The sequence below is a fragment of the Delftia acidovorans NBRC 14950 genome (assembly GCF_001598795.1).
GTDB lineage: Bacteria > Pseudomonadota > Gammaproteobacteria > Burkholderiales > Burkholderiaceae_C > Comamonas > Comamonas acidovorans.
The window spans coordinates 1-17,775 of record NZ_BCZP01000047.1 but is presented as its reverse complement, the minus strand read 5'-3'; the positions used below and the strand labels follow the sequence as shown (position 1 = coordinate 17,775).

Genomic DNA, 17,775 nt, shown 5'->3' with positions numbered 1-17,775 from the left:
GGGGGGGGCGACGCTCACGGGCCGCCCGTGGATGTTCACGTAGCTCAGCATGCGGATCTCCTGGGGATGTGGCCCGTGGGGCCTGGGCATGAAAAAACCGCCTCAGTGGGCGGCTTGGTCAGTCGTATTGCTCGCTGGCGGCGGACTTGACGTCGTGCTCATCCATGTCGATTTCCAGGGTAGTGCGACCGACGTACAGCGCGAGCAGGATGGCGTCAAACTCGCCAACCGCGTTGGGCATGCTCAGCGGCGTTACCAGCTTGTCGTCAAGCCGGAGAGAAAAGACGTGCCCGTCATCGCCAAACCCGAGCCTCATGGATGCGGAGTGCGCGTAGCGTCGCGATTCGTCGTCGTCAAGCGAAAGCCAGCCGCCACCGCTGCTGAACTCGCTCATTTCAAGTTCAGCAAAGAAGGCTTCGTGCGATTCCTTGTGGAATCCGCTGCGCGCCCTCTGCAGCAATTCCGACAACTTGATGCTTGAGGGAAGATCCGGCATGAAGGTGCCCACGGCAGTCGAGATGGCCGTCTGAACGGCTTTCGCGTTCTCGCCCTGCACCGCGCTGGAAACCGCTGCATTGAGCACCTGCTGGAACTTGGCAACGTCATCAATCCGCAGGCCGTGCGGCATGGCTTCGCTGAGCTGCTCTTTCATGGCATCGCGGAACTTGCTGCGATAGCCGGTGGCATCGTTGATTGCATCCTTGACCGCTTCTGCAATGGCCTTGTCTACGATGGGTTGGATGCGCTCGGCGCTGACGGCCTGGGCGACGATTGCGGGCAGGTCCAATTCGATCTTGATTTCCATGGGGGATCTCCGGTTGTGGCCGCATCGGGCCGAAAGCAAAACGCCTGCGAGGTGCGGGCGAGACGTGAACAAAGGCCGGTGCCGCATGGCGGCGCGCAAGGGAGAGATGGCGTGGTGGTGAAGGCCCTGGCCCGGCGAAACTGGGATGAGGATTGATGGCTGCCGTGTTCGCCCCGGCTTTCCCTCTGCGTGTAAGCGCCAGACTTTCACTGGTTGCAGGTGGGCAAGTACCTGTCACGATTTGCCATCAAGAAAAAGAGCGGATCACCCGGTTTGCGGTTTGTCGGTGGAGGCATCTCGGATTGCCTTGCTCCACGCCCGGTTGCAGTTTTTCAGTGCCGCGCTCTTTCTTGATGGTCCTGGCCTTTTATGTCGCCAGGGCGGACAACCCAAAATCAACTCTTTGCTCTGTGGTGCAGGTGCGGTTACATGGCGGCCTCCATGGGTGATCCCTGAGCGTTCTGGCGGCTCAGGTTTCGCCGTGGGTGAAAAAAGAGTCGCTGGTGTGCACCAAACCTTTTGCAGATCCGACCCCGCCGAGGGGGTGCACGCGACTTCAAACCAAGTGGCTCTGCAGCTGGCGCTGAACCCCTTGGTTTGCCCCGATGACGCTCGGGGCGGCGCCGGTTTCCCGGTCTCATGCTATGGCTTCACTGATTGCGTTGAGGGGTCGCCACTCCCAAGTACCCGGTGCCTGATGGCTCCATGCCCGGTAACTCGCCTATCGCATGTCCGCGAGACTGCGCGGCCAAGTCGCGGCCGGGTCTGCCGGCCTATCAATCTCGCATGTGCTCTCCTTCGCAGCGCGTGGCTGCCTGGTTGGGATGCTTTCGCCGGCATCGATTCGGCAGTGCTCTGGTCTCACGCGTTGCACTTCTTTCCGCGTGCCTCCTGCCCGTAGGCCTTCGGCTTGCCCTTGGCTGCATAACGCAGGATGGGGGACGGGATTGACCCGCGCCGGCTGCTGGACGCCCTGCAACTGGCAATTACGCTATCTCTTGGGAGAGCGGATAGAAGAGGGTGGGGCCCGCTTGCTGCGTTACATTTGGATTTCCTACGTCACAAACTTCAAACAGAAGGGGCCCCATGCGCAATATCACCAACAGTGAAGTTGGCAACGTCAAAACCCAAGTTCCGCCAAGCGCGCCTCCATCGCCACCGCCGACGGAAAAGAAAGGCATTTCAACGTGGAGCGATATCTCTTAATTCACGCGGTGCGGTATGGCTACTGGTACAACTGCCTCCAAGAGGTGTTGCATCGGCGAACCGCCTTTTGGACCAACTTCGTGCAACTCGTGGCAGGGTGTTCTGCTGTAGCTGCCGTAGTTGGTCAGTACCCGACGGCCATGGGTATCGCCAGTGCCGTGGCTGCTGCATGTGCCCTGGTTTCGCTCCTGCTAAACCCAACAACCAAGGAGTTGCACTTCAAGCAGATGAAGTGCAAATTTTTGGAGCTTCGTGAGCAGGAAAGTCGTCTAAAAGATGACGAACTGAACACCGCCATCATTCGCCTGCAGCGCGAAGGCGAAACCGGACTGACTTGGCTGGCTAACCCCGCGACCAACATGGCTCGCATGGAGATGGGGTACAGGGATTCCAAGGACTTTGCTCACGTCACCCTGCTGGAGCGCCTTGCCGCAAAGCTTGCACACTGAGCCTCTTCTATCCGCTCTCATTTTTTAAGGATCCAGGGGAGGGGCTCGGTCCGATCACTTGGCCCAGCGCAACCTGTCTGTGGTGCGCTGAGATGAATTATCAGTCGGACTTATAAAAAAAGTCAACAGTCCGGCTAATTTTTCTCTGTGTAACTTATTTTGATAGCACGCCTACGGCATCCGCATTGGGCTGCTGGGAACGCAACTGTGCGTTGCGCAACGGGGCGTTGCGTTGCGTGCCGCTGCGGGCAAATTGCTGTTGCACCGGGTCAGGGTCTGTGCAAAACTGTATAAAACAACAGGTATTCTTATGAACCACGATTCAAAGAAGCTGTTCGGCCAACGACTGAAGGCAGCCCGCACGAAGGTGACGCTGTCACAGGATGATTTGGCTGAAGCGCTGCAGGTTACGCGCCAGACCATCTCCAAATGGGAGCGGGGCGAGAGCTCGCCCACAGCGCACCAGCTGGCTGGATTGGCGGCGATGTGTTGTGCCTGTGCGCACACATTGCTTTTCGGTGAGCCCTATCGGCAGCTTGCGATAGGGGAGTTGATACAAGCCCGCGGCTTAGAGGCGGTCAAGGAGGATCGGACAAATGGATGCAGCGCAGTTGATCGAGATGATCAAGGAGCACAACGGGCCGCTTCCCAAGCCCCGTTTCGTGATCGACGTGTATGCGGAGGTGGTGGCGAAGCTGTCCCCAAAGCTGACGCCGGAGGAGATCGAAGACCTGGTGGCGCTGGGCGCGTTGGTCAGGCGGCGATCTACTCAGCTGGTCCCGGTTCTCAACTGGGATGAAATTCCGCACGTACTGGGCGCTGGTCGAGCGGTAATTTAGTGGTCGGCTGGCTCGGCCACTCTGCGAGAACGCTTCGCGGCTGCTGGCTTCGGCGCCGTGGCCGCGCGCTGAGCTTTGGTGCCCGACTCCTTGTGGAGTTGGCCGGCGAAGGCCGCGAGTTGATCCCGGGCTGATTCGGGTAGTTCGCGGAACGTCAGTACAAGCTGCGCCTCCGCTCGGGACAGCTCTGTGATGTCCATGCGCGGAGGCGAATCACTCGACGCCATCGGAGTTGCCGCCTCTCCGATTTCGCTGGCCAGGCTGGCAACAGTGCTGCTGAACTCGCTGATCTGGCAGCCGAGCACCTTGCTGAACTTCGCCGCGGCAGCGGGGTTCAGTGGGATGGCGCCGTTCAGGTACTGGCTGACGGCGCTTTGAGTGATGCCCACCAGGTCGCTGAAGGCGTCTTGAGACGCGGGCTCGCCCCGGGCTTTGCGGTCCGTCTTCCAGGTCAGAAAGAGTTTTTTCAGGCGCGCGGCGTCTTCTTTTTGTTCGAGGGTCAGGGGCAAAGCGGGCATTCACTGAGGGTATTAGTAGGGCTCATGAATTCAAAACAGTCGGACTGTTGAATTAGTTATCAGTCCGACTTATGATATTGGGCATGAAGAACCTCAAGCCCATTCGCAAGCGTCTTGGCCTCACCCAGCAGGCGCTCGGCCAAGTCATCGGCTGCACCCAGGGGAACATTGGCTACTACGAGCACGGGCAGATGATGCCCACCCCGCGTGCGCGGCGGCTCATCGAGTACGCAGGCGGGCTAGGGCTGGTGCTGACGTTCGATCACCTGTACGGCGACGCCCCTCTGCCCGAGCTGGCGCAACCCACCACCCCCCAGATCCAGGAGGCCACCCATGGCTGAGCAGCGATACCGCTTTGGCGGCCCCATTCCTGAGTCCGTGCAGCGCCTGCGCGACAGGCGCCGGTTCCGTGCTTCCAGCCTGTACGCCCGCATGAAGCGGGGCATACGGGATCGGCTGGAAGCTGAGCAGCCTACTTCGGGAAGAGCACTTGGTACTCGGTTGGCTTTTCTGTCCGAGCCAGCTCCTTCTCGACCCGCTGGATGCCCTCCAGCAGCGTGAAGTACGCCTCTTCGAACGCGCTGGCGATGACGTCCCGATCGAACTCCGAATGCTGTCGCTCGACCTTCGAGAGGATCGCGGCGGCCAGTGTGGCTGCTGGCCCGATCAGTTCCTTGTCGATTTTCATGTCCGCCCTCCTTGGCGCTGGTTGTGTAGGAGCTTCCAGCATAGCCCAGGGTGTGGCGGGCACCTCTCTCACTCGTTGTTTTGGTTTTCATGCAGCGAGTTTCGTTTCCCCAGCCTGCCAGCGGTAGGCGAATCTCACGAGGCATTCGCTATGCGTAGACCCATCAAGCAAACCCACCGCGCGCTGTTCCTGGCGCTGCAGGCAGACGCCAAGGAGTTCCCTGGCGGCATCAGTGCCATTGCCAAGCATCTGGACATGAACGGCAACACGCTGGCCAACGGGATCAACCCCGACCACGAATCCGCACCACCGTCCATGAGCGCCGTTCTGGAGATCATCGTGCTGGCCCAGGCCAAGCGCACGGTGTTTGCCCTGTCGCATCTCGTCGGCCAGGTGCCCATGGACTTCGAGCTGGAGCCCCGCGACCCTGCGGACGCCATGCGCCTGTTCCTGGCCTTGGCCGGCAAGGCGGGCAAGACCGTCACCGTGACCTCTGCTGCGGCGGCGGATGGCCATTTCTGCGCCGAGGACCGCCGCACCATGGAGCCGTTCGTGCTGGCGCTGATGAAGGCCGCAGGCGAATTCCTGCAATCCATCCGTGGGGGTTCGCAATGAGCAAGCGACTTCCATGGCTCCGCCTGTACACGCGGATGGTCGATGACGACAAGCTCAAGCTGCTGGCCTTCGAGGATCGGTGGCACTTCGTGGCGCTGCTGTGCCTGAAAGGCGAGGGCCTGCTGGACAAGGCCGACACCCCGAGCCTGCTGATGCGCAAGGTTGCCGTGAAGCTGGGCTTGGACGTGCGCAGCCTGGAAGAGGTGGCCCGCCGCCTGGCCGAAGTGGGCCTGATCGAGCAGGAAACGCTGCAGCCCGTGAAGTGGGCGGTGCTGCAAATGCAGAGTGACGTGGACACCACGGCAGCCGTGCGCAAGCAACGCCAGCGCGAACGCCAAAAGGCCGAGAAAGCCGCGCCAGGCAACGATGTCACGCAAGGTCACGAAGAAGGCACGGATGCGTCACGCGTGACAGGTACGAATGTCACGCGTACAGATACAGATACAGATACAGATAAAGAAGAAGCTAACGCTTCTTTGTCGGCCAGCGAGCTGCCCGACTGCCCGCACGGCGAGATCATCAAACTTTTTGCCATGCACCTGCCTGCGCTGCCTCAGCCAAAGGCGGAGCTGTGGGACGGCCAGCGGGCCAAGAGCCTGCGTGCCCGCTGGGTCTGGGTGCTGACAGCGAAGAAGACCAAGGGCGAGCATGCTGGTCAGCCCTACGCGACGGACAGGGCGTCGGCGCTGGAGTGGTTCGGCCGGTTCTTTGCCTACGTCGCCGAGAAGTGCCCACACCTGACCGGCGCCAACGACCGCAGCTGGACGGCTGACCTCGGCTGGCTGGTGAAGTCCGACAACTTCTCGAAGGTCCTGCAGGGCAACTACCAGCGGGAGGTGGCATGAACGGCTTCGAGGCTCCCTTCGAGGATTTCCCAGAGGCGCAGGCCGCGCCTGTGCTGTCGTCCGATGGCACTGAGCAAGCCGTGCTGTCAGTGCTGGCGAACTTCCCTGACGTTTACGACGAGATCTGCGACCGGCTGACCGCCGATTGCTTCGCGGGCGATGAGCATCGCAGGATTTTCCAGGTGCTTCAGCAGCAGATCCTGGCCCGTCGCGGCATGGACGTGGTGTCGGTGGTGCTGGCGCTTGCGGACGAGATGGACTCTGGCTACGTACATGGCGTGCTGTCGAGCAACGATTTCAGCGCCAGGGGTATCCATCGCCATGTGGACACCCTGGTGGACCTGCACAAGTCTCGCCAGCTGCGTGCCGTGGGCTTCAAGATTTCCGAGCTGGCCCATGGTGACGGCCCGGTGTCTGACCGCATCGACCAGGCGCAGACCGCCATCCAGGCGCTGGAAGTGCAGGGCGGCGAGGATGACTGGGTGGATGCCTACACCGCAGCCATGGCTCACACCGAGCTGCTGGAGGCTCGCCAAGAGGGCAAGGTCTCGGGCATGCCCACCGGCCTCTATGGCTTCGATGAGATGCTCGACGGCGGCCTGGTTCGTGGAAACCTGATCGTGATCGGCGCGCGCCCCTCCATGGGCAAGACAGCGTTTGCCATGACTGTGGGCCTGTCGATGGCCTCGCAGCAGTGCGTTGGCATGCTGTCCATGGAGATGCCGCACAACGATGTGCGCGACCGCCAGGCGGCGATCCTGGGCCGCATCGCCATCAGCGCAATCAAGCGCCCCAACAAGCCCAACGCTAGTGGCGAGACGCTCGACTACAGCCGCATCGTGGACGCCGTGGAGATGTCGCGCAACCTGCGCTGGTTCGTGAGCGACCGCAGCGGGCTGAACATCCAGCAGGTCCGTAGCATGGCCCGCAAGCTCAAGCGCACCAAGAAGCTCGACGTGCTGATCGTGGACTACATCGGGCTGATGGAGGGAGTGGACAAGAAGCAGTCGCGCGCCTACCAGATCGAAGAGATCAGCCGAGGCCTCAAGGCCCTGGCCAAGGAGCTGGATATCGCTGTGGTCTGCCTGGCCCAGGTGAACCGCTGCGCGGCCGAGAAGGCCATGCAGCCCCCGGGCCTGCATGAGCTTCGCGACTCGGGGGCCATAGAGCAGGACGCCGACGTGGTGGCGTTCATCCACCGCCCGATCATGGCCAACCTGCAGCTGGATCCCAAGTGGACCAACTACGCCATGTTGCGCATCGCCAAGAATCGCCAAGGCCGCACCGGTGACATGCACCTGTACTACCGGGGCGAGACCACCACTTTTGAATCGTGGGGTGGCGATGTGCCGACCCTGAGTCCAATCGCTGCGCCCGCTGGCGCTGCCCGAAGCAGGGGGATGGAATGAAGTTGAACTGCAATCCAGGCGACCGCGCCGTAGTCGAAAACTCTGGAACTTCTGGCGATGGGCACACGTTGACGGTGCTGTATCGCGCACCAGTTGAAGGCTTCTATCTCCCTGATGGGCAGCGCGCCATTGGAGCAGGTCACGAAGAGCCAAAGTGGGTGGTGCAGCTCGACCGGCCAACAAATGTCGTGCTCTACGGCGCTCAAGGCAGTAGCAGGCGCCGTGCGGCTGTGTATGGCGTGGTCCGCGACGCGATCCTGCGCTCTCTCGGCCAAGCGAAGGCGGTGACAGCATGAGCGCGCTCGACACGCAAGCAGGCGGCGACCACTACAAGGGCTGCGCCATCCAGCCGATCCAGTACATCCACGCGAACGACCTCGATTTCTTCCAGGGGAACATCGTGAAGTACGTGACCCGGCACAAGTCCAAGGGCGGCGCCCAGGACCTGCAGAAGGTCATCCACTACGCGCAGCTGGCGCTGGAACTGCAGTACGGGGTCAAGGCCTCCGACGAGCTGGGCGACATGGTGCAGGCCGGCAAGGGAGTGGCCGCATCGTGAAGTTCGAACTCCCATGGCCCCCGAAGGAGCTGAGCCCGAACGCCCGTCTGCACTGGGCGAGCCTGGCCAAGGCCAAGAAGAACTACCGCCACGCCTGCGCATACGCCGCCGTGCAGCAGGGCGTGCGCCGCATTCCGGTACAGAAGCTGCACCTGGCGCTGACGTTCCACGCGCCGACTCGCCGCGCCTACGACCTCGACAACGCTCTCGCGCGCATGAAAGCCGGCCTGGACGGGCTGGCGGACGTGCTGGGCGTGGATGACAAGCATTGGAGCTTGGGCATTGCGCGCGGCGACACCCCGGGCGGTCGCGTGATCGTGGAGGTGTCCCCATGCTGAACAGGCTCAACGACCGCGAGCGCGAGCACCTGGCCGCAGTGAAGGAGCTGCCCTGCAGTGTGTGCGATGCCCCAGGTCCGAGCGAGGCGCACCACGTCAAGCAGCACCGCCAGTACGTGTGCATTGCGCTGTGCGAGAGCTGCCACCGTGGCCCGCTGCTGGGTCTGCACGGACAGCGCCGCTCCTGGGCAATCCGAAAGATGGACGAAATGGACGCGCTGAATGTGACCGTGCAGCGCTTGATGGGCAACTGAAGAAAGTGAGCAACCAATGATCGAAGCACCAACGCGCGCCACCATCGAAGAGCGCTTGACCAGCGCGAGCAAGAGCGGCGACCTCTCCGTCAATATCGAGAAGCGCGGCGACGCCGACTACCTAATCGCCGCTGGCATCCAGCGTGCAGGCCTGGGCCGGCTGGTCCAGCAACTGATCTGCGAATGGGACCGCCGCGAGAAGCCGCGCCCATTGACCGATGAGCAGCTGCAGCGCGTGGCCGAGCAGCTTCCGCGAAAGAGCAGGGGCCGACTCGACATGGTGGGCGCCCGCGTGGCCGAGGGCCGTTGGCACATGGAGCGCCGCATGGAGATCCTGCGCGGCCTGCCGCATTTCACCCGCCTGACGGATGCGCACGCCGGCTTTCTGCCCTGGGTGCGGGCGCAGGGCATCAAGGACGCCCGTGCCAAGCTGACCGACGTGCTGCTGTGGTGGTGCGACCGCAAGTGCCCAGGCTGTGGCGGGGTCAAGCTGGGCGAGATGGCGATCTGCGAGACCTGCAAGGGCTTCGGCACCCGCGAAGTGCCACACGAAGCAGAGGGCCTGCTGATCTCCGAGCACATCGCTGAACATGTGGACCGCGCCCGCTCGGGCACCATCGCCGCGCTCAGGCGGATGAAGGGCCTGAAGGTGGTTGCAGCCGGGAAAGGGTGATGTATACTGCGTGCCTAGAGCGCAGGCGCAAACGATCCCGCCCGCGCTCACCCCGGTAAACGTCCCCAGGCGGTGAGTCTGGCAAGACATTGAAGCGATGGGGAAACACGCGCCTAAAGATCACTAGCCCGCTGGCAATGCCCGCGGGCTTTGTTTTTCCGGGTACAGAGCGAATGAATGGTGCGAAGGAGGGAGAGCGCTTTCCCTTACGCTGCGCCGGCTGACTGGACCACAGGTGCGAGTGAGCAGCAGGGAGTACAACGAAGGTGAGGCGAGGTGCTTCTATCTTCCTCATCTCTGAGGAGAGCGCCATGACTTCATCTATTTCGCTTAAGTACCTGCTGGGGCGGCCTGTTGACCCGGATCTTGCTGAGCAAGCTGTTCAGGGGCATGGTGTGCCCTCGCAAGATCCTGATCCCTTGGCACAGATTCGGATGACCAAAGAGGAGTCAGTCCGGGAATTAAAGTCAACCATGGTGGCCGGCTTCATGGTGGTTGGCGCAGTGGTGGGGGCGGGAGTCGGCGCCGTAGCTGCTGGCCCTGCAGGGATTTTTGTTGGCGGCGCCCTTGGAGGCTTGATAGGCGCTGGAGCCGGAGAGGCAATGGGTATTGCGACAGCTGCGCGTGAGGCCTGAAGGCGTCCTACCTGCCTTAAATTCTTCTTGATACGCTTCGTATCCCTCCCCTGCTGGATCCGTCCAGCAGTTACCTACCCTGGCTTGCCTTGGTAGGTTTTTTTTGCAGTGATCCCGCTGGCGCTACTTGGTCAGTTGCGGTCAAGCTGCGCAAGATAGTGGCAGATATCAACCCGCGCGTCATACACCGCAGACAACCAATTTCCCGCTATCGGATGAGAGCCGGAGGTTGGCTTCAGGTGCAGAGCGGCCTCATTAACTGCAGGGGAAAAAAATTCAGCAACTGCGCAAGCTGGGTCCTTCCCGGCGCTACGCGTGGCAGCGGCATCGGCCTTGAGATCTCTTTTGAGCGCGATGTATTGGTCCCTGATCTGTTCGACCCGTGCTGTGACCGTTTTGTTGTCGCCGATTGCGCGCAACAGTAGCGTGCAACGCTCCTCGTAGCTGCGTAGCCGCAGCCGGATGGCGTTTGTATCGGCGTGGTCGAATGGCTCGGTCATCGGACCAGTCTATAGAGAACGTTAAGTGACTCATCCCAGACCGGGGGAGTACACATGTTCGCACAGTGGTTGCGCCACCTTCGGGTGGCTTTCTCGTTTCCGCCGCCACCAGACGTATCCATGCAAAGCATGGATAGCATGGGGTATGCGAGGCTTGCGAGTGTGCAACGGCACTCGCCGCCGAATCGCTCAGCTCTCTGCTACGTCAATGAGCAGGGAAAGGTAGTTGTCAAGAGCGCGTTCGGTTGTCGCGAGCTCCAACTCTGGGCCACCGGTAGAAGTTCCGATGCGGATGGCGTCTCGGTCAATCAGAAGCGCCTCATGAGCGTGGGCCGCTTGCTCAGGTGTGATGGTCTCAATCAGCCGCACCACGACAGTGGCCAGCGCGCTCAGTTCACCGGCGAGCACATCCATACGTTCATTGTTCAAAAATTTATCCCAGTAGGTTTAAAGATGCATCTTAACTGGCGGCCATAGGCAGGCGGCATCCTTTGTCAAAGCTCCAGACATTGAAGAGTACGCTGCCCGTGCTGGACACCCGCCGCGTGCAGACGATGCAGGCCGGCAGCTGGCGCACCAGCGATCAGACGGCAGCACAGCGCGGCTACGGCTACAAGTGGCAGAAGGCCCGCGAGGGCTTCCTGCGCTCCCATCCCCTGTGCATCCGCTGCCAGGCAGAGGGCAGGGTGGAAGCCGCGACGGTGGTCGATCACCGGTTGCCACATCGAGGCGATCAGACCCTGTTCTGGGATCACAGCAATTGGGATCCGCTGTGCGCCACCCACCATTCCCGAGACAAGCAGCGCGAGGAAGCGCGCCGAGGCTTATAGCCCCGCGATCTTGCGAACCTCTGCCAATGTGAACTCTTGGCCTTCGTCTTCGAAGTCCTGATAGATGTGCTCACCCTTCGTGAGCAGCTCGTCCAGCTTCGCGACCTCTTGATCTTGCAGCTCGTAGATGACGATGAATGCTTCTCTCGGGTCTTGATCATCCGCGCCGAACTCTTTGGCTTCCTCGTGCAGCGCTTTGATTGCAGAAGCGGGATCAGCGGCTTCGCCCATCCACTGTAGGAAACCCGGGCCTGTGTCGAAGATTGCGTATTGCATCGGTGTTCCTTCTGGTCGGTGTTGATGATAGATGGCTCTGGACAGGCGTAGGGCGGGCATACCGTCGCACGTCAGCCGACTGGCATTTGCCCTGTACAGGGCTTCTATGCGCGTGCCAGGGCCATCGGCAATGTGATGGGACGAGAGGGGGCTATGCAAAGTTCCCAGGCTTTCGGCCTCTAGACCGCCCTGTTCCGCACGCGCAAGAAATTTCCCCCTATTCAAATAATTCAAATGGAGTTGCTATGTCCGGAGTCAAAGGGCGCAGCGGCGGCGCGCGTCCGGGCGCCGGCCGTCCACCGAAAGAGCCCGCATACCTGAACCTGAGCGTCACCTACGATGAGCCCGCCAAGTTCCTGAAGGCGGTGATGAACGACAGCGGCACGGAGGCCAAGCTGCGGATCGACGCGGCGAAAGCTCTGCTGTCGGCCGAGGTTCGCCGCGGCGAGAACGGGGGCAAGAAGGCTGCGCGCGCTGGCGCTGCCGCTACCCGGGCAAAGAGCGGAAAGTACGCGTCGGCCACACCGCCGAACCTGCAGTAGGAGGTGCCGGATGCCTGAATGGTCTACCGCATGCGTTGACTGGGCTGAGCGGATCCGGGAGGGGCGCTCGATCATCCCGCCGCCGATCTTTCCTGAGGAGGCCGAGGCGGGTCTGGCCGTGATGCGGGATCTGCGCATCGTGGACGCCCCGGGAAGCCCACGCATGGCTGACGCCTGCGGACAGTGGATCTTTGATCTGGCTGGATCCATCTTCGGAGCCTACGACGCCCAGAGTGGCCGCAGGCTCATCAAGGAATGGTTCGTGATGCTGCCGAAGAAGAACTTCAAGTCCGGGTTGGCTGCATCCATCATGCTCACCTGCTTGGTGCGCAATTGGCGCCGGTCGGCCGAGTTCACCATCCTGGCGCCAACAAAGGAAGTGGCTGACAACAGCTTTACTCCGGCCAAAGACATGGTGCAGTACCTCGAAGAGAGCGAGGAAGAGGATGAGGAGCCCTACAGCGAGTTGGCGGAACTGATCCATGTGCAGGACAGCCAGCGGATCCTGACCCATCGCAGCATGGGCGCGAAACTGAAGGTAATCGCGGCGGACACGAATACCGTTTCCGGCAAGAAGTCTGCAGTGCTGCTGGTGGAGGAGCTTTGGCTGTTCGGAAAGATCGCCAAGGCAAAGGACATGCTGCGAGAGGCTGGCGGCGGGTTGGCTGCGCGTCCCGAAGGTTTCATCCTTTACATCACCACCCAGAGCGACGAGGAACCTGCGGGCGTTTTCAAGGAGAAGCTGGAGTACGCGAGGGGTGTGCGCGACGGCACCATCATTGATCCCGAGTTCCTGCCCATACTGTTCGAGCACCCGCCAGAGCTGGTGAAGAACGAGGGCTGCATGCTCCTGGAGAACCTGGCCATGGTGAACCCCAATCTGGGGTACTCGGTGGACCGGCCATTCTTGGAGCGCGAGTTTCGCAAGGCGCAGCAGGAGGGCAAGGAGTCGCTCAAAGGCATGCTGGCCAAGTACGGCAACGTTGAGGTCGGCCTGAAGCAGCGTTCCAACAGCTGGGCCGGCGCCGAGTTTTGGGAGCTTCGTGGGAACCGCCGCATTTCGCTCGAATACATCCTGCGCGAGTGCGAGGTCGTTGTGGTCGGGATCGACGGTGGCGGGCTGGATGACTTGCTGGGCCTAGCTGTCGAGGGGCGTCACCGAGGCGTGACTCGCTGCGCGCTCTGGAACAAGGCATGGATCCACCCCATTGGCATCGAACGGCGTAAGTCGGAGGAGCCGAGATACCGAGACTTCGAGCGCGACGGCGACCTGGTCGTGGTGGAGCGCCCGGGGCAGGATCTGGAGGAGCTTGCGGCGATCTGCAAGGAGATCTACGACGCCGGCCTGCTGGCGCGTATAGGCCTGGACCCGGAGCGCACGCACAAGGTGGTGTACCAGGCGCTCATTGATGCCGGGATACCGGAGGAAATGATCATCGGCATCTCGCAGGGTTGGAAGCTCACCGGCGCCATGGCTGTCGCGGAGCGGGGCCTGGAGGATGGGAGTCTTACCCACGCGGCACAGCCTCTCATGGCCTGGTGTGTGGGCAATGCTAAGGTGGTGCCCTCGGGCAATGCCTCGCTGATCACGAAGCAGGCCAGCGGCACAGGGAAGATCGATCCGCTGATGGCCTCCCTCAACGCTGTCACGCTCATGGCGACCAACCCGCAGGCCAAAGGGCCATCCGTCTACGAGACGCGCGGAATGCGCTTTCTATAGGGCACGACCACATGAAGATATTCGACAAGCTGTTCCGGCGAGATGGGCCGGAGGCTCAGTCGCGCCCGCGAGCCAGTGCGGAAGGAATCACCTTCCAGGGCCTGGACGACCCGGCGCTGCTGGAGTTCATCCGCAATGGCCAGATGGGTGCATCAAACCGGATGCTGCGCAACACCTCGGCGCTGCGCTGTCTCTCGCTGATCGGCAATGGCCTGGGCATGCTGCCCACCAGCCTTTACCGAGCCGGCGACGACAAGGAGGTTGCCAAGGATCACCCGGCGCACAAGCTGCTGCGCTACAAGCCGAACCCCTGGCAGACGCCGATGGAGTTCAAGAGCCAGATGCAGCTGCTGCTGGAGACCGAGGGCAACGCATACGCGCGCATCATCCGCGCCGCTGGCCGCCCGATCCACCTGATCCCCTTCGAAAAGGGCAAGGTGGACGCGAAGCTGGGCAGCAACTGGCGCATGCAGTACCGCTGCACGACGGAGAACGGCGGTCAGATCACGCTGGACCAGGAGGAGATCTTGCATGTGCGCGAACTTTCCTTCGACGGCATTCTGGGTCTATCCAAGCGGCAGCTGTCCACCGAGGTTTTCGAGTTGGCTGAGCAGGCGCAGCGCGCGGCCGGCAACATCTTCAAGACCGGCGTGATGGCTGGGGGCGCTATCGAGACGCCGAATGCTCTCTCAGACCAGGCGTACAACCGCATGCGGGCCTCGCTGGACCAGGGGCTGAGCGGCTCCGAGAACGTCAACAAATGGATGATCGCGGAGGAGGGGGCCAAGGCCAATCCCTTCACCTCGACGGCCAAGGACGGCCAGCAGCTGGAGAGTCGAAACCACCAGATCGAGGAGGTGGCCCGCCTGTACGGCGTGCCCCGCCCGCTGCTGATGATGGATGACACCAGTTGGGGCTCCGGCATCGAGCAACTGGCCATCTTCTTCGTGCAGTTCACGATGACGCCGCGCTTCACGGCCTGGGAGCAGGCCCTGGAGCGCTCGCTGCTGACGGATGCGGAGCGGGGGCACTACTACTTCAAGTTCAACGAGCGCGCGCTGCTGCGCGGCACGCTCAAGGACCAGGCGGACTACTTCGCCAAGGCGCTGGGCGCCGGTGGCCACCAGCCATGGCACACGGCCAACGAGGTCCGCGACCTGGCTGAGTACCCGGCAGACCCGAACCCGAAGTTCAACACCCTGGGCGACCCCTCGGGGAAGAAAGCAAGCAATGAGCCTCAAGCAACTACCTGAGATCCGCGCGGATCACCGGCTGTCCAAGGCTGGATTCGATCTGCGGCCCGATGCTGTGGACCGCTGGGAGCCCGAGGTGCGAGCCTCGGCCAGCGACGCGGAAACGAGCATCTCCATCTACGACTCCATCGGGGAGAACTGGGAGGGCACGGGCGTCACGGCCAAGCGCATCGGCGCCGCACTGCGCAACATCGGTGCGCGCGACGTGACGGTCAACCTCAACTCCCCGGGCGGCGACTTCTTCGAGGGCATGGCCATCTACAACCTGCTTCGCGAGCACAAGGCAAAGGTGACCATCCGCGTGCTGGGCGTGGCCGCCTCGGTGGCTTCGGTGATCGCCATGGCCGGCGACGAGATCCTGATGGGTGATGGCTCGTTCCTGATGATCCACAACGCCTGGGCCGTGGCCGTCGGAAACCGCCACGACATGACCGACACAGCCGCCGTGCTGGCGCCGTTCGATGCCGCGATGGCTGCGCTGTACGCCCATCGCTCCGGGATCACCGAGGCCGAGGCCGCGATGCTGATGGATCGCGAAACCTGGATCGGCGCCCAGCAGGCTGTCGATGACGGCTTTGCCACTGGCCTGCTGCCCAGTTCGGAGATCACCCGCACGGCCCAAGCATCTGGCGCGCGCAAGCCGCTGGCGCTGATCGAGGCCTCCATGGCCAAGGCCGGCTACTCCCGCAATGCGCGCAGAGATGCGTTCAAAGCCCTGTTTTCCAACGGCACGCCGGGCGCTGCCGATCCTGAGGCCACGCCGCGCGCTGGCCTTGAAGTCGCAGCCTCGCTGCAATCGCTGCTGGACACGATGCGCGTGTAGACCACAGCAACCACCAACCCAATCGGCCGCCCTTGAGGCGGCTTTGTCATTTCTGAAAGGGCCACACCATGGCAAAGCAACACACCGCACGTCCCGTTCCCCGCGGCATCATGTCCGTTCGTGCCGAGGCACCCAGCAACGCCGAAGTCAAGGCGTTGATTGATGGCCTGCAGCAGACGTTCGCCACTTTCCGGGCAGAGCACACCAAGCAGTTGGAGGAGATCAAGGCCGGCAAGTCTGGCGCCGATCAGGAGGCAAAGCTGGCGCAGATCAATGCAGCGCTCGACAAGCTTCAGCGTGAAAGCGAAGACGCGCACACCAAGATCGCCGCAGCTCAGATGGGCGCGCCTGGCGTTGCTCTGCGCGATAAGGAGTACAGCGCCTCCTTCGATGCGCACATGCGCAAGGGCGACGTGCAGGCAAGCCTCAACAAGGGTACGGCTGAAGAAGGCGGCTACCTGACCCCGGTCGAGTGGGATCGCACCATCACCGACAAGCTGCGGGACGAGTCGCCCATGCGCGAGCTGGCCCAGGTGCAGCCCACCAGCAAGGCTGGTTGGACCAAGCTGTTCAACATGGGTGGCACGGGCTCCGGCTGGGTTGGCGAGACCGACCAGCGGCCCGAGACGGCCACTCCGGTGCTGGCCGCCCTTGGCTTTGGGCATGGCGAGATCTATGCCAACCCGGCTGCGACCCAGCAGATTCTGGACGATAGCGAGATCAACATTGAGGCATGGCTTGCCAGCGAAGTACAGGCAGAGTTCGCAGAGCAGGAAGGCCTGGCTTTCATCAGTGGCGATGGCGTGAAGAAGCCTGCCGGTATCCTGACCTACGTCACCGGTGGCGCCAATGCGACCAAGCATCCCTTTGGCGCGATCAAGGTCACCAACAGCGGCGCTGCGGCCGACATCAGCTCCGATGCCGCGCTGGACCTGATCTATGCCCTGCCCAAGAAGTACCGCCAAAACGCGCGTTTCCTGACCAACAACCTGACCATCGCGAAGCTGCGCAAGCTCAAGGACGGCCAGGGCAATTACCTGTGGCAACCGTCTGCGCAGGCTGGTCAACCGGCAACGTTTTACGGATACGGCCTTGCCGAAGACGAGAACATGCCTGATGTGGCAGCCAATGCCGTGCCGATCCTGTTCGGAGACTTCAAGCGCGGCTACCTGATCATCGACCGCATGGGGGTGCGCGTGCTGCGTGATCCCTACACCAAGAAGCCCTACGTGCTTTTCTACACGACCAAGCGCGTGGGCGGCGGCGTGCAGAACCCCGAGTGCCTGCGTGCAATGAAGGTGTCGGCGTAACCAAGAAGGGGCTTCGGCCCTTTCTCCATTTCAGGAGAAGACGATGAAGGCAACCAGGCAATTCAAAGGCGTGAAGGACGGAGAAATCTATCCCACCGTATTCGAGGCGGGAGAGGAGATCCCGGCCGAACTCGAAGCTGCCGCGATCGAGCTGGGCGCGGTTGAGCAAAAGAAGGCCACCGCTGGTACAGATAAGGCGAAGTCGTAGCATGCCCATCTTGACCATCGAGACGGCCATCGACCACTGCCGGGCTGACCCGGAGGACGCCGCGATGGTCGAGCTGTACCTCGGTGCTGCCATCGACGCCGCCCAGGAGTACCTGGGCCGCAAGGTGTACGCCGACCAGGCCGAGCTTGACGCTGCGGTGGCTGCGGGCGAGGCCGGTGAGCTGCCGATGGTGGCCACCTACTCGGTGAAAGCGGCGATGCTGCTGATCTGCGGACACCTCTTCGCCAATCGTGAGGATGTGGTGGTGGGGGCGCAGTCCTTCGCCATGCCCAACGGCTCGCGCGATCTGCTGCGGCCTCATCGAAAGGTGCAGGGCCTATGACCACGCTCCGCGCCGGCACCCTTCGAGACCGCATCCACATCCAGCGCAAGACGGGAGGCAAAGACGGCTGGGGCACGCCCGAGCCCGAGGCCTGGGAGAACATCTCCACGGGCCGCATCGCAGCCAACGTGCTGCAC

The 17,775-nt window shown here is 62.3% G+C and carries 26 protein-coding genes and 1 pseudogene; 21 read left to right on the top strand and 6 right to left on the bottom strand.

Annotation, left to right across the window (positions count from 1 at the left end; translation table 11 throughout):
* Positions 1 to 118: 118 nt before the first annotated feature.
* Positions 119 to 805 carry a hypothetical protein gene (locus DA1_RS28660; RefSeq protein WP_034392509.1) on the bottom strand — a complete coding sequence of 229 codons (687 nt, stop codon included), beginning with the start codon at positions 803 to 805 and terminating at the stop codon, positions 119 to 121.
* A gap of 1,286 nt (positions 806 to 2,091) precedes the next feature.
* Here DA1_RS28660 and DA1_RS28655 point away from each other — a divergent pair.
* From DA1_RS28655 to DA1_RS31450, 3 genes and pseudogenes are all read left to right on the top strand, one after another.
* Entirely contained in the window at positions 2,092 to 2,460 is a 369-nt protein-coding gene (locus tag DA1_RS28655; RefSeq protein ID WP_155294214.1) for a hypothetical protein, read from the top strand.
* A gap of 310 nt (positions 2,461 to 2,770) precedes the next feature.
* Positions 2,771 to 2,944 (top strand): annotated as a pseudogene (locus tag DA1_RS31590) (helix-turn-helix domain-containing protein); the annotation flags it as partial.
* A gap of 112 nt (positions 2,945 to 3,056) precedes the next feature.
* Entirely contained in the window at positions 3,057 to 3,299 is a 243-nt protein-coding gene (locus DA1_RS31450; RefSeq protein WP_051940652.1) for a hypothetical protein, read from the top strand.
* Here the strand turns inward: DA1_RS31450 and DA1_RS28645 are convergent.
* Entirely contained in the window at positions 3,296 to 3,808 is a 513-nt protein-coding gene (locus tag DA1_RS28645; RefSeq protein ID WP_162269891.1) for a helix-turn-helix domain-containing protein, read from the bottom strand. The genes DA1_RS31450 and DA1_RS28645 overlap by 4 nt on opposite strands.
* A gap of 92 nt (positions 3,809 to 3,900) precedes the next feature.
* Between DA1_RS28645 and DA1_RS28640 the strand changes: the two genes are divergently transcribed.
* Positions 3,901 to 4,158: a helix-turn-helix domain-containing protein gene (locus tag DA1_RS28640; RefSeq protein ID WP_034398409.1), complete on the top strand. Its 258-nt coding sequence runs from the start codon at positions 3,901 to 3,903 to the stop codon at positions 4,156 to 4,158.
* 131 nt (positions 4,159 to 4,289) lie between these two features.
* On the opposite strand, the gene DA1_RS28635 is transcribed toward DA1_RS28640, so the two are convergent.
* A complete protein-coding gene (locus DA1_RS28635) occupies positions 4,290 to 4,505 on the bottom strand; it encodes a hypothetical protein (RefSeq protein ID WP_034392518.1) in 216 nt (71 codons plus the stop codon).
* A gap of 150 nt (positions 4,506 to 4,655) precedes the next feature.
* On the opposite strand from DA1_RS28635, the gene DA1_RS28630 reads away from it, so the two are divergent.
* From DA1_RS28630 to DA1_RS30810, 9 genes are all read left to right on the top strand, one after another.
* Complete coding sequence (locus DA1_RS28630) at positions 4,656 to 5,120, top strand: phage regulatory CII family protein (RefSeq protein ID WP_034392522.1); 465 nt, start codon at positions 4,656 to 4,658, stop codon at positions 5,118 to 5,120.
* A gap of 35 nt (positions 5,121 to 5,155) precedes the next feature.
* Complete coding sequence (locus DA1_RS28625) at positions 5,156 to 5,965, top strand: hypothetical protein (RefSeq protein ID WP_034392524.1); 810 nt, start codon at positions 5,156 to 5,158, stop codon at positions 5,963 to 5,965.
* A complete protein-coding gene (locus tag DA1_RS28620) occupies positions 5,962 to 7,374 on the top strand; it encodes a replicative DNA helicase (RefSeq protein WP_051940656.1) in 1,413 nt (470 codons plus the stop codon). Before DA1_RS28625 ends, DA1_RS28620 begins: the two co-directional genes overlap by 4 nt.
* Entirely contained in the window at positions 7,371 to 7,670 is a 300-nt protein-coding gene (locus DA1_RS30815; protein WP_155294215.1) for a hypothetical protein, read from the top strand. Before DA1_RS28620 ends, DA1_RS30815 begins: the two co-directional genes overlap by 4 nt.
* On the top strand, positions 7,667 to 7,933 hold the full coding sequence (locus tag DA1_RS28615; RefSeq protein WP_034392527.1) for a DUF3310 domain-containing protein: 267 nt from the start codon (positions 7,667 to 7,669) through the stop codon (positions 7,931 to 7,933). The genes DA1_RS30815 and DA1_RS28615 overlap by 4 nt, the downstream gene beginning before the upstream one ends.
* The gene (locus DA1_RS28610; protein ID WP_051940658.1) at positions 7,930 to 8,271 is read left to right on the top strand and encodes a RusA family crossover junction endodeoxyribonuclease; all 342 of its coding nucleotides are present in this window, start codon (positions 7,930 to 7,932) and stop codon (positions 8,269 to 8,271) included. The genes DA1_RS28615 and DA1_RS28610 overlap by 4 nt, the downstream gene beginning before the upstream one ends.
* The gene (locus tag DA1_RS28605; protein ID WP_034392533.1) at positions 8,265 to 8,525 is read left to right on the top strand and encodes a hypothetical protein; all 261 of its coding nucleotides are present in this window, start codon (positions 8,265 to 8,267) and stop codon (positions 8,523 to 8,525) included. The genes DA1_RS28610 and DA1_RS28605 overlap by 7 nt, the downstream gene beginning before the upstream one ends.
* A gap of 16 nt (positions 8,526 to 8,541) precedes the next feature.
* A complete protein-coding gene (locus DA1_RS28600; RefSeq protein WP_034392536.1) occupies positions 8,542 to 9,198 on the top strand; it encodes a hypothetical protein in 657 nt (218 codons plus the stop codon).
* A 311-nt stretch (positions 9,199 to 9,509) separates the two neighbouring features.
* Positions 9,510 to 9,833, top strand: a complete 324-nt coding sequence (locus DA1_RS30810) for a bacteriocin (RefSeq protein WP_155294216.1) — start codon at positions 9,510 to 9,512, stop codon at positions 9,831 to 9,833.
* 131 nt (positions 9,834 to 9,964) lie between these two features.
* Here the strand turns inward: DA1_RS30810 and DA1_RS28595 are convergent, their stop codons facing one another.
* Both DA1_RS28595 and DA1_RS28590 read right to left on the bottom strand, forming a co-directional pair.
* Positions 9,965 to 10,333 carry a hypothetical protein gene (locus DA1_RS28595; protein WP_062794193.1) on the bottom strand — a complete coding sequence of 123 codons (369 nt, stop codon included), beginning with the start codon at positions 10,331 to 10,333 and terminating at the stop codon, positions 9,965 to 9,967.
* A 189-nt stretch (positions 10,334 to 10,522) separates the two neighbouring features.
* Positions 10,523 to 10,762, bottom strand: a complete 240-nt coding sequence (locus DA1_RS28590) for a hypothetical protein (protein ID WP_141441621.1) — start codon at positions 10,760 to 10,762, stop codon at positions 10,523 to 10,525.
* A gap of 98 nt (positions 10,763 to 10,860) precedes the next feature.
* Here DA1_RS28590 and DA1_RS28585 point away from each other — a divergent pair, with 98 nt between their 5' ends.
* Entirely contained in the window at positions 10,861 to 11,163 is a 303-nt protein-coding gene (locus DA1_RS28585) for an HNH endonuclease (protein WP_230590764.1), read from the top strand.
* Here DA1_RS28585 and DA1_RS28580 read toward each other — a convergent pair.
* The gene (locus DA1_RS28580; protein WP_034392542.1) at positions 11,158 to 11,439 is read right to left on the bottom strand and encodes a hypothetical protein; all 282 of its coding nucleotides are present in this window, start codon (positions 11,437 to 11,439) and stop codon (positions 11,158 to 11,160) included. The two genes, DA1_RS28585 and DA1_RS28580, sit on opposite strands and share 6 nt — an antisense overlap.
* Positions 11,440 to 11,684: 245 nt before the next feature.
* Here DA1_RS28580 and DA1_RS28575 point away from each other — a divergent pair, with 245 nt between their 5' ends.
* The 7 genes from DA1_RS28575 (at position 11,685) to DA1_RS28550 (ending at position 17,638) form a co-directional block, all read left to right on the top strand.
* Positions 11,685 to 11,981, top strand: coding sequence for a hypothetical protein (locus DA1_RS28575; protein WP_034392545.1), 297 nt, complete (start codon positions 11,685 to 11,687; stop codon positions 11,979 to 11,981).
* A 10-nt stretch (positions 11,982 to 11,991) separates the two neighbouring features.
* Positions 11,992 to 13,701, top strand: a complete 1,710-nt coding sequence (locus DA1_RS28570) for a terminase large subunit (protein ID WP_034392548.1) — start codon at positions 11,992 to 11,994, stop codon at positions 13,699 to 13,701.
* A gap of 11 nt (positions 13,702 to 13,712) precedes the next feature.
* Positions 13,713 to 14,954, top strand: a complete 1,242-nt coding sequence (locus DA1_RS28565) for a phage portal protein (RefSeq protein WP_034392552.1) — start codon at positions 13,713 to 13,715, stop codon at positions 14,952 to 14,954.
* Positions 14,932 to 15,777 (top strand): head maturation protease, ClpP-related, encoded by an 846-nt coding sequence (locus tag DA1_RS28560; RefSeq protein WP_034392555.1) that lies wholly within the window; start codon positions 14,932 to 14,934, stop codon positions 15,775 to 15,777. The genes DA1_RS28565 and DA1_RS28560 overlap by 23 nt, the downstream gene beginning before the upstream one ends.
* Before the next feature lie 68 nt (positions 15,778 to 15,845).
* Positions 15,846 to 17,087, top strand: a complete 1,242-nt coding sequence (locus tag DA1_RS28555; RefSeq protein ID WP_034392558.1) for a phage major capsid protein — start codon at positions 15,846 to 15,848, stop codon at positions 17,085 to 17,087.
* 43 nt (positions 17,088 to 17,130) lie between these two features.
* Positions 17,131 to 17,295 carry a hypothetical protein gene (locus DA1_RS31100; RefSeq protein WP_169807228.1) on the top strand — a complete coding sequence of 55 codons (165 nt, stop codon included), beginning with the start codon at positions 17,131 to 17,133 and terminating at the stop codon, positions 17,293 to 17,295.
* A gap of 1 nt (position 17,296) precedes the next feature.
* Entirely contained in the window at positions 17,297 to 17,638 is a 342-nt protein-coding gene (locus DA1_RS28550) for a head-tail connector protein (RefSeq protein ID WP_034392561.1), read from the top strand.
* Positions 17,639 to 17,775 lie beyond the last annotated feature (137 nt).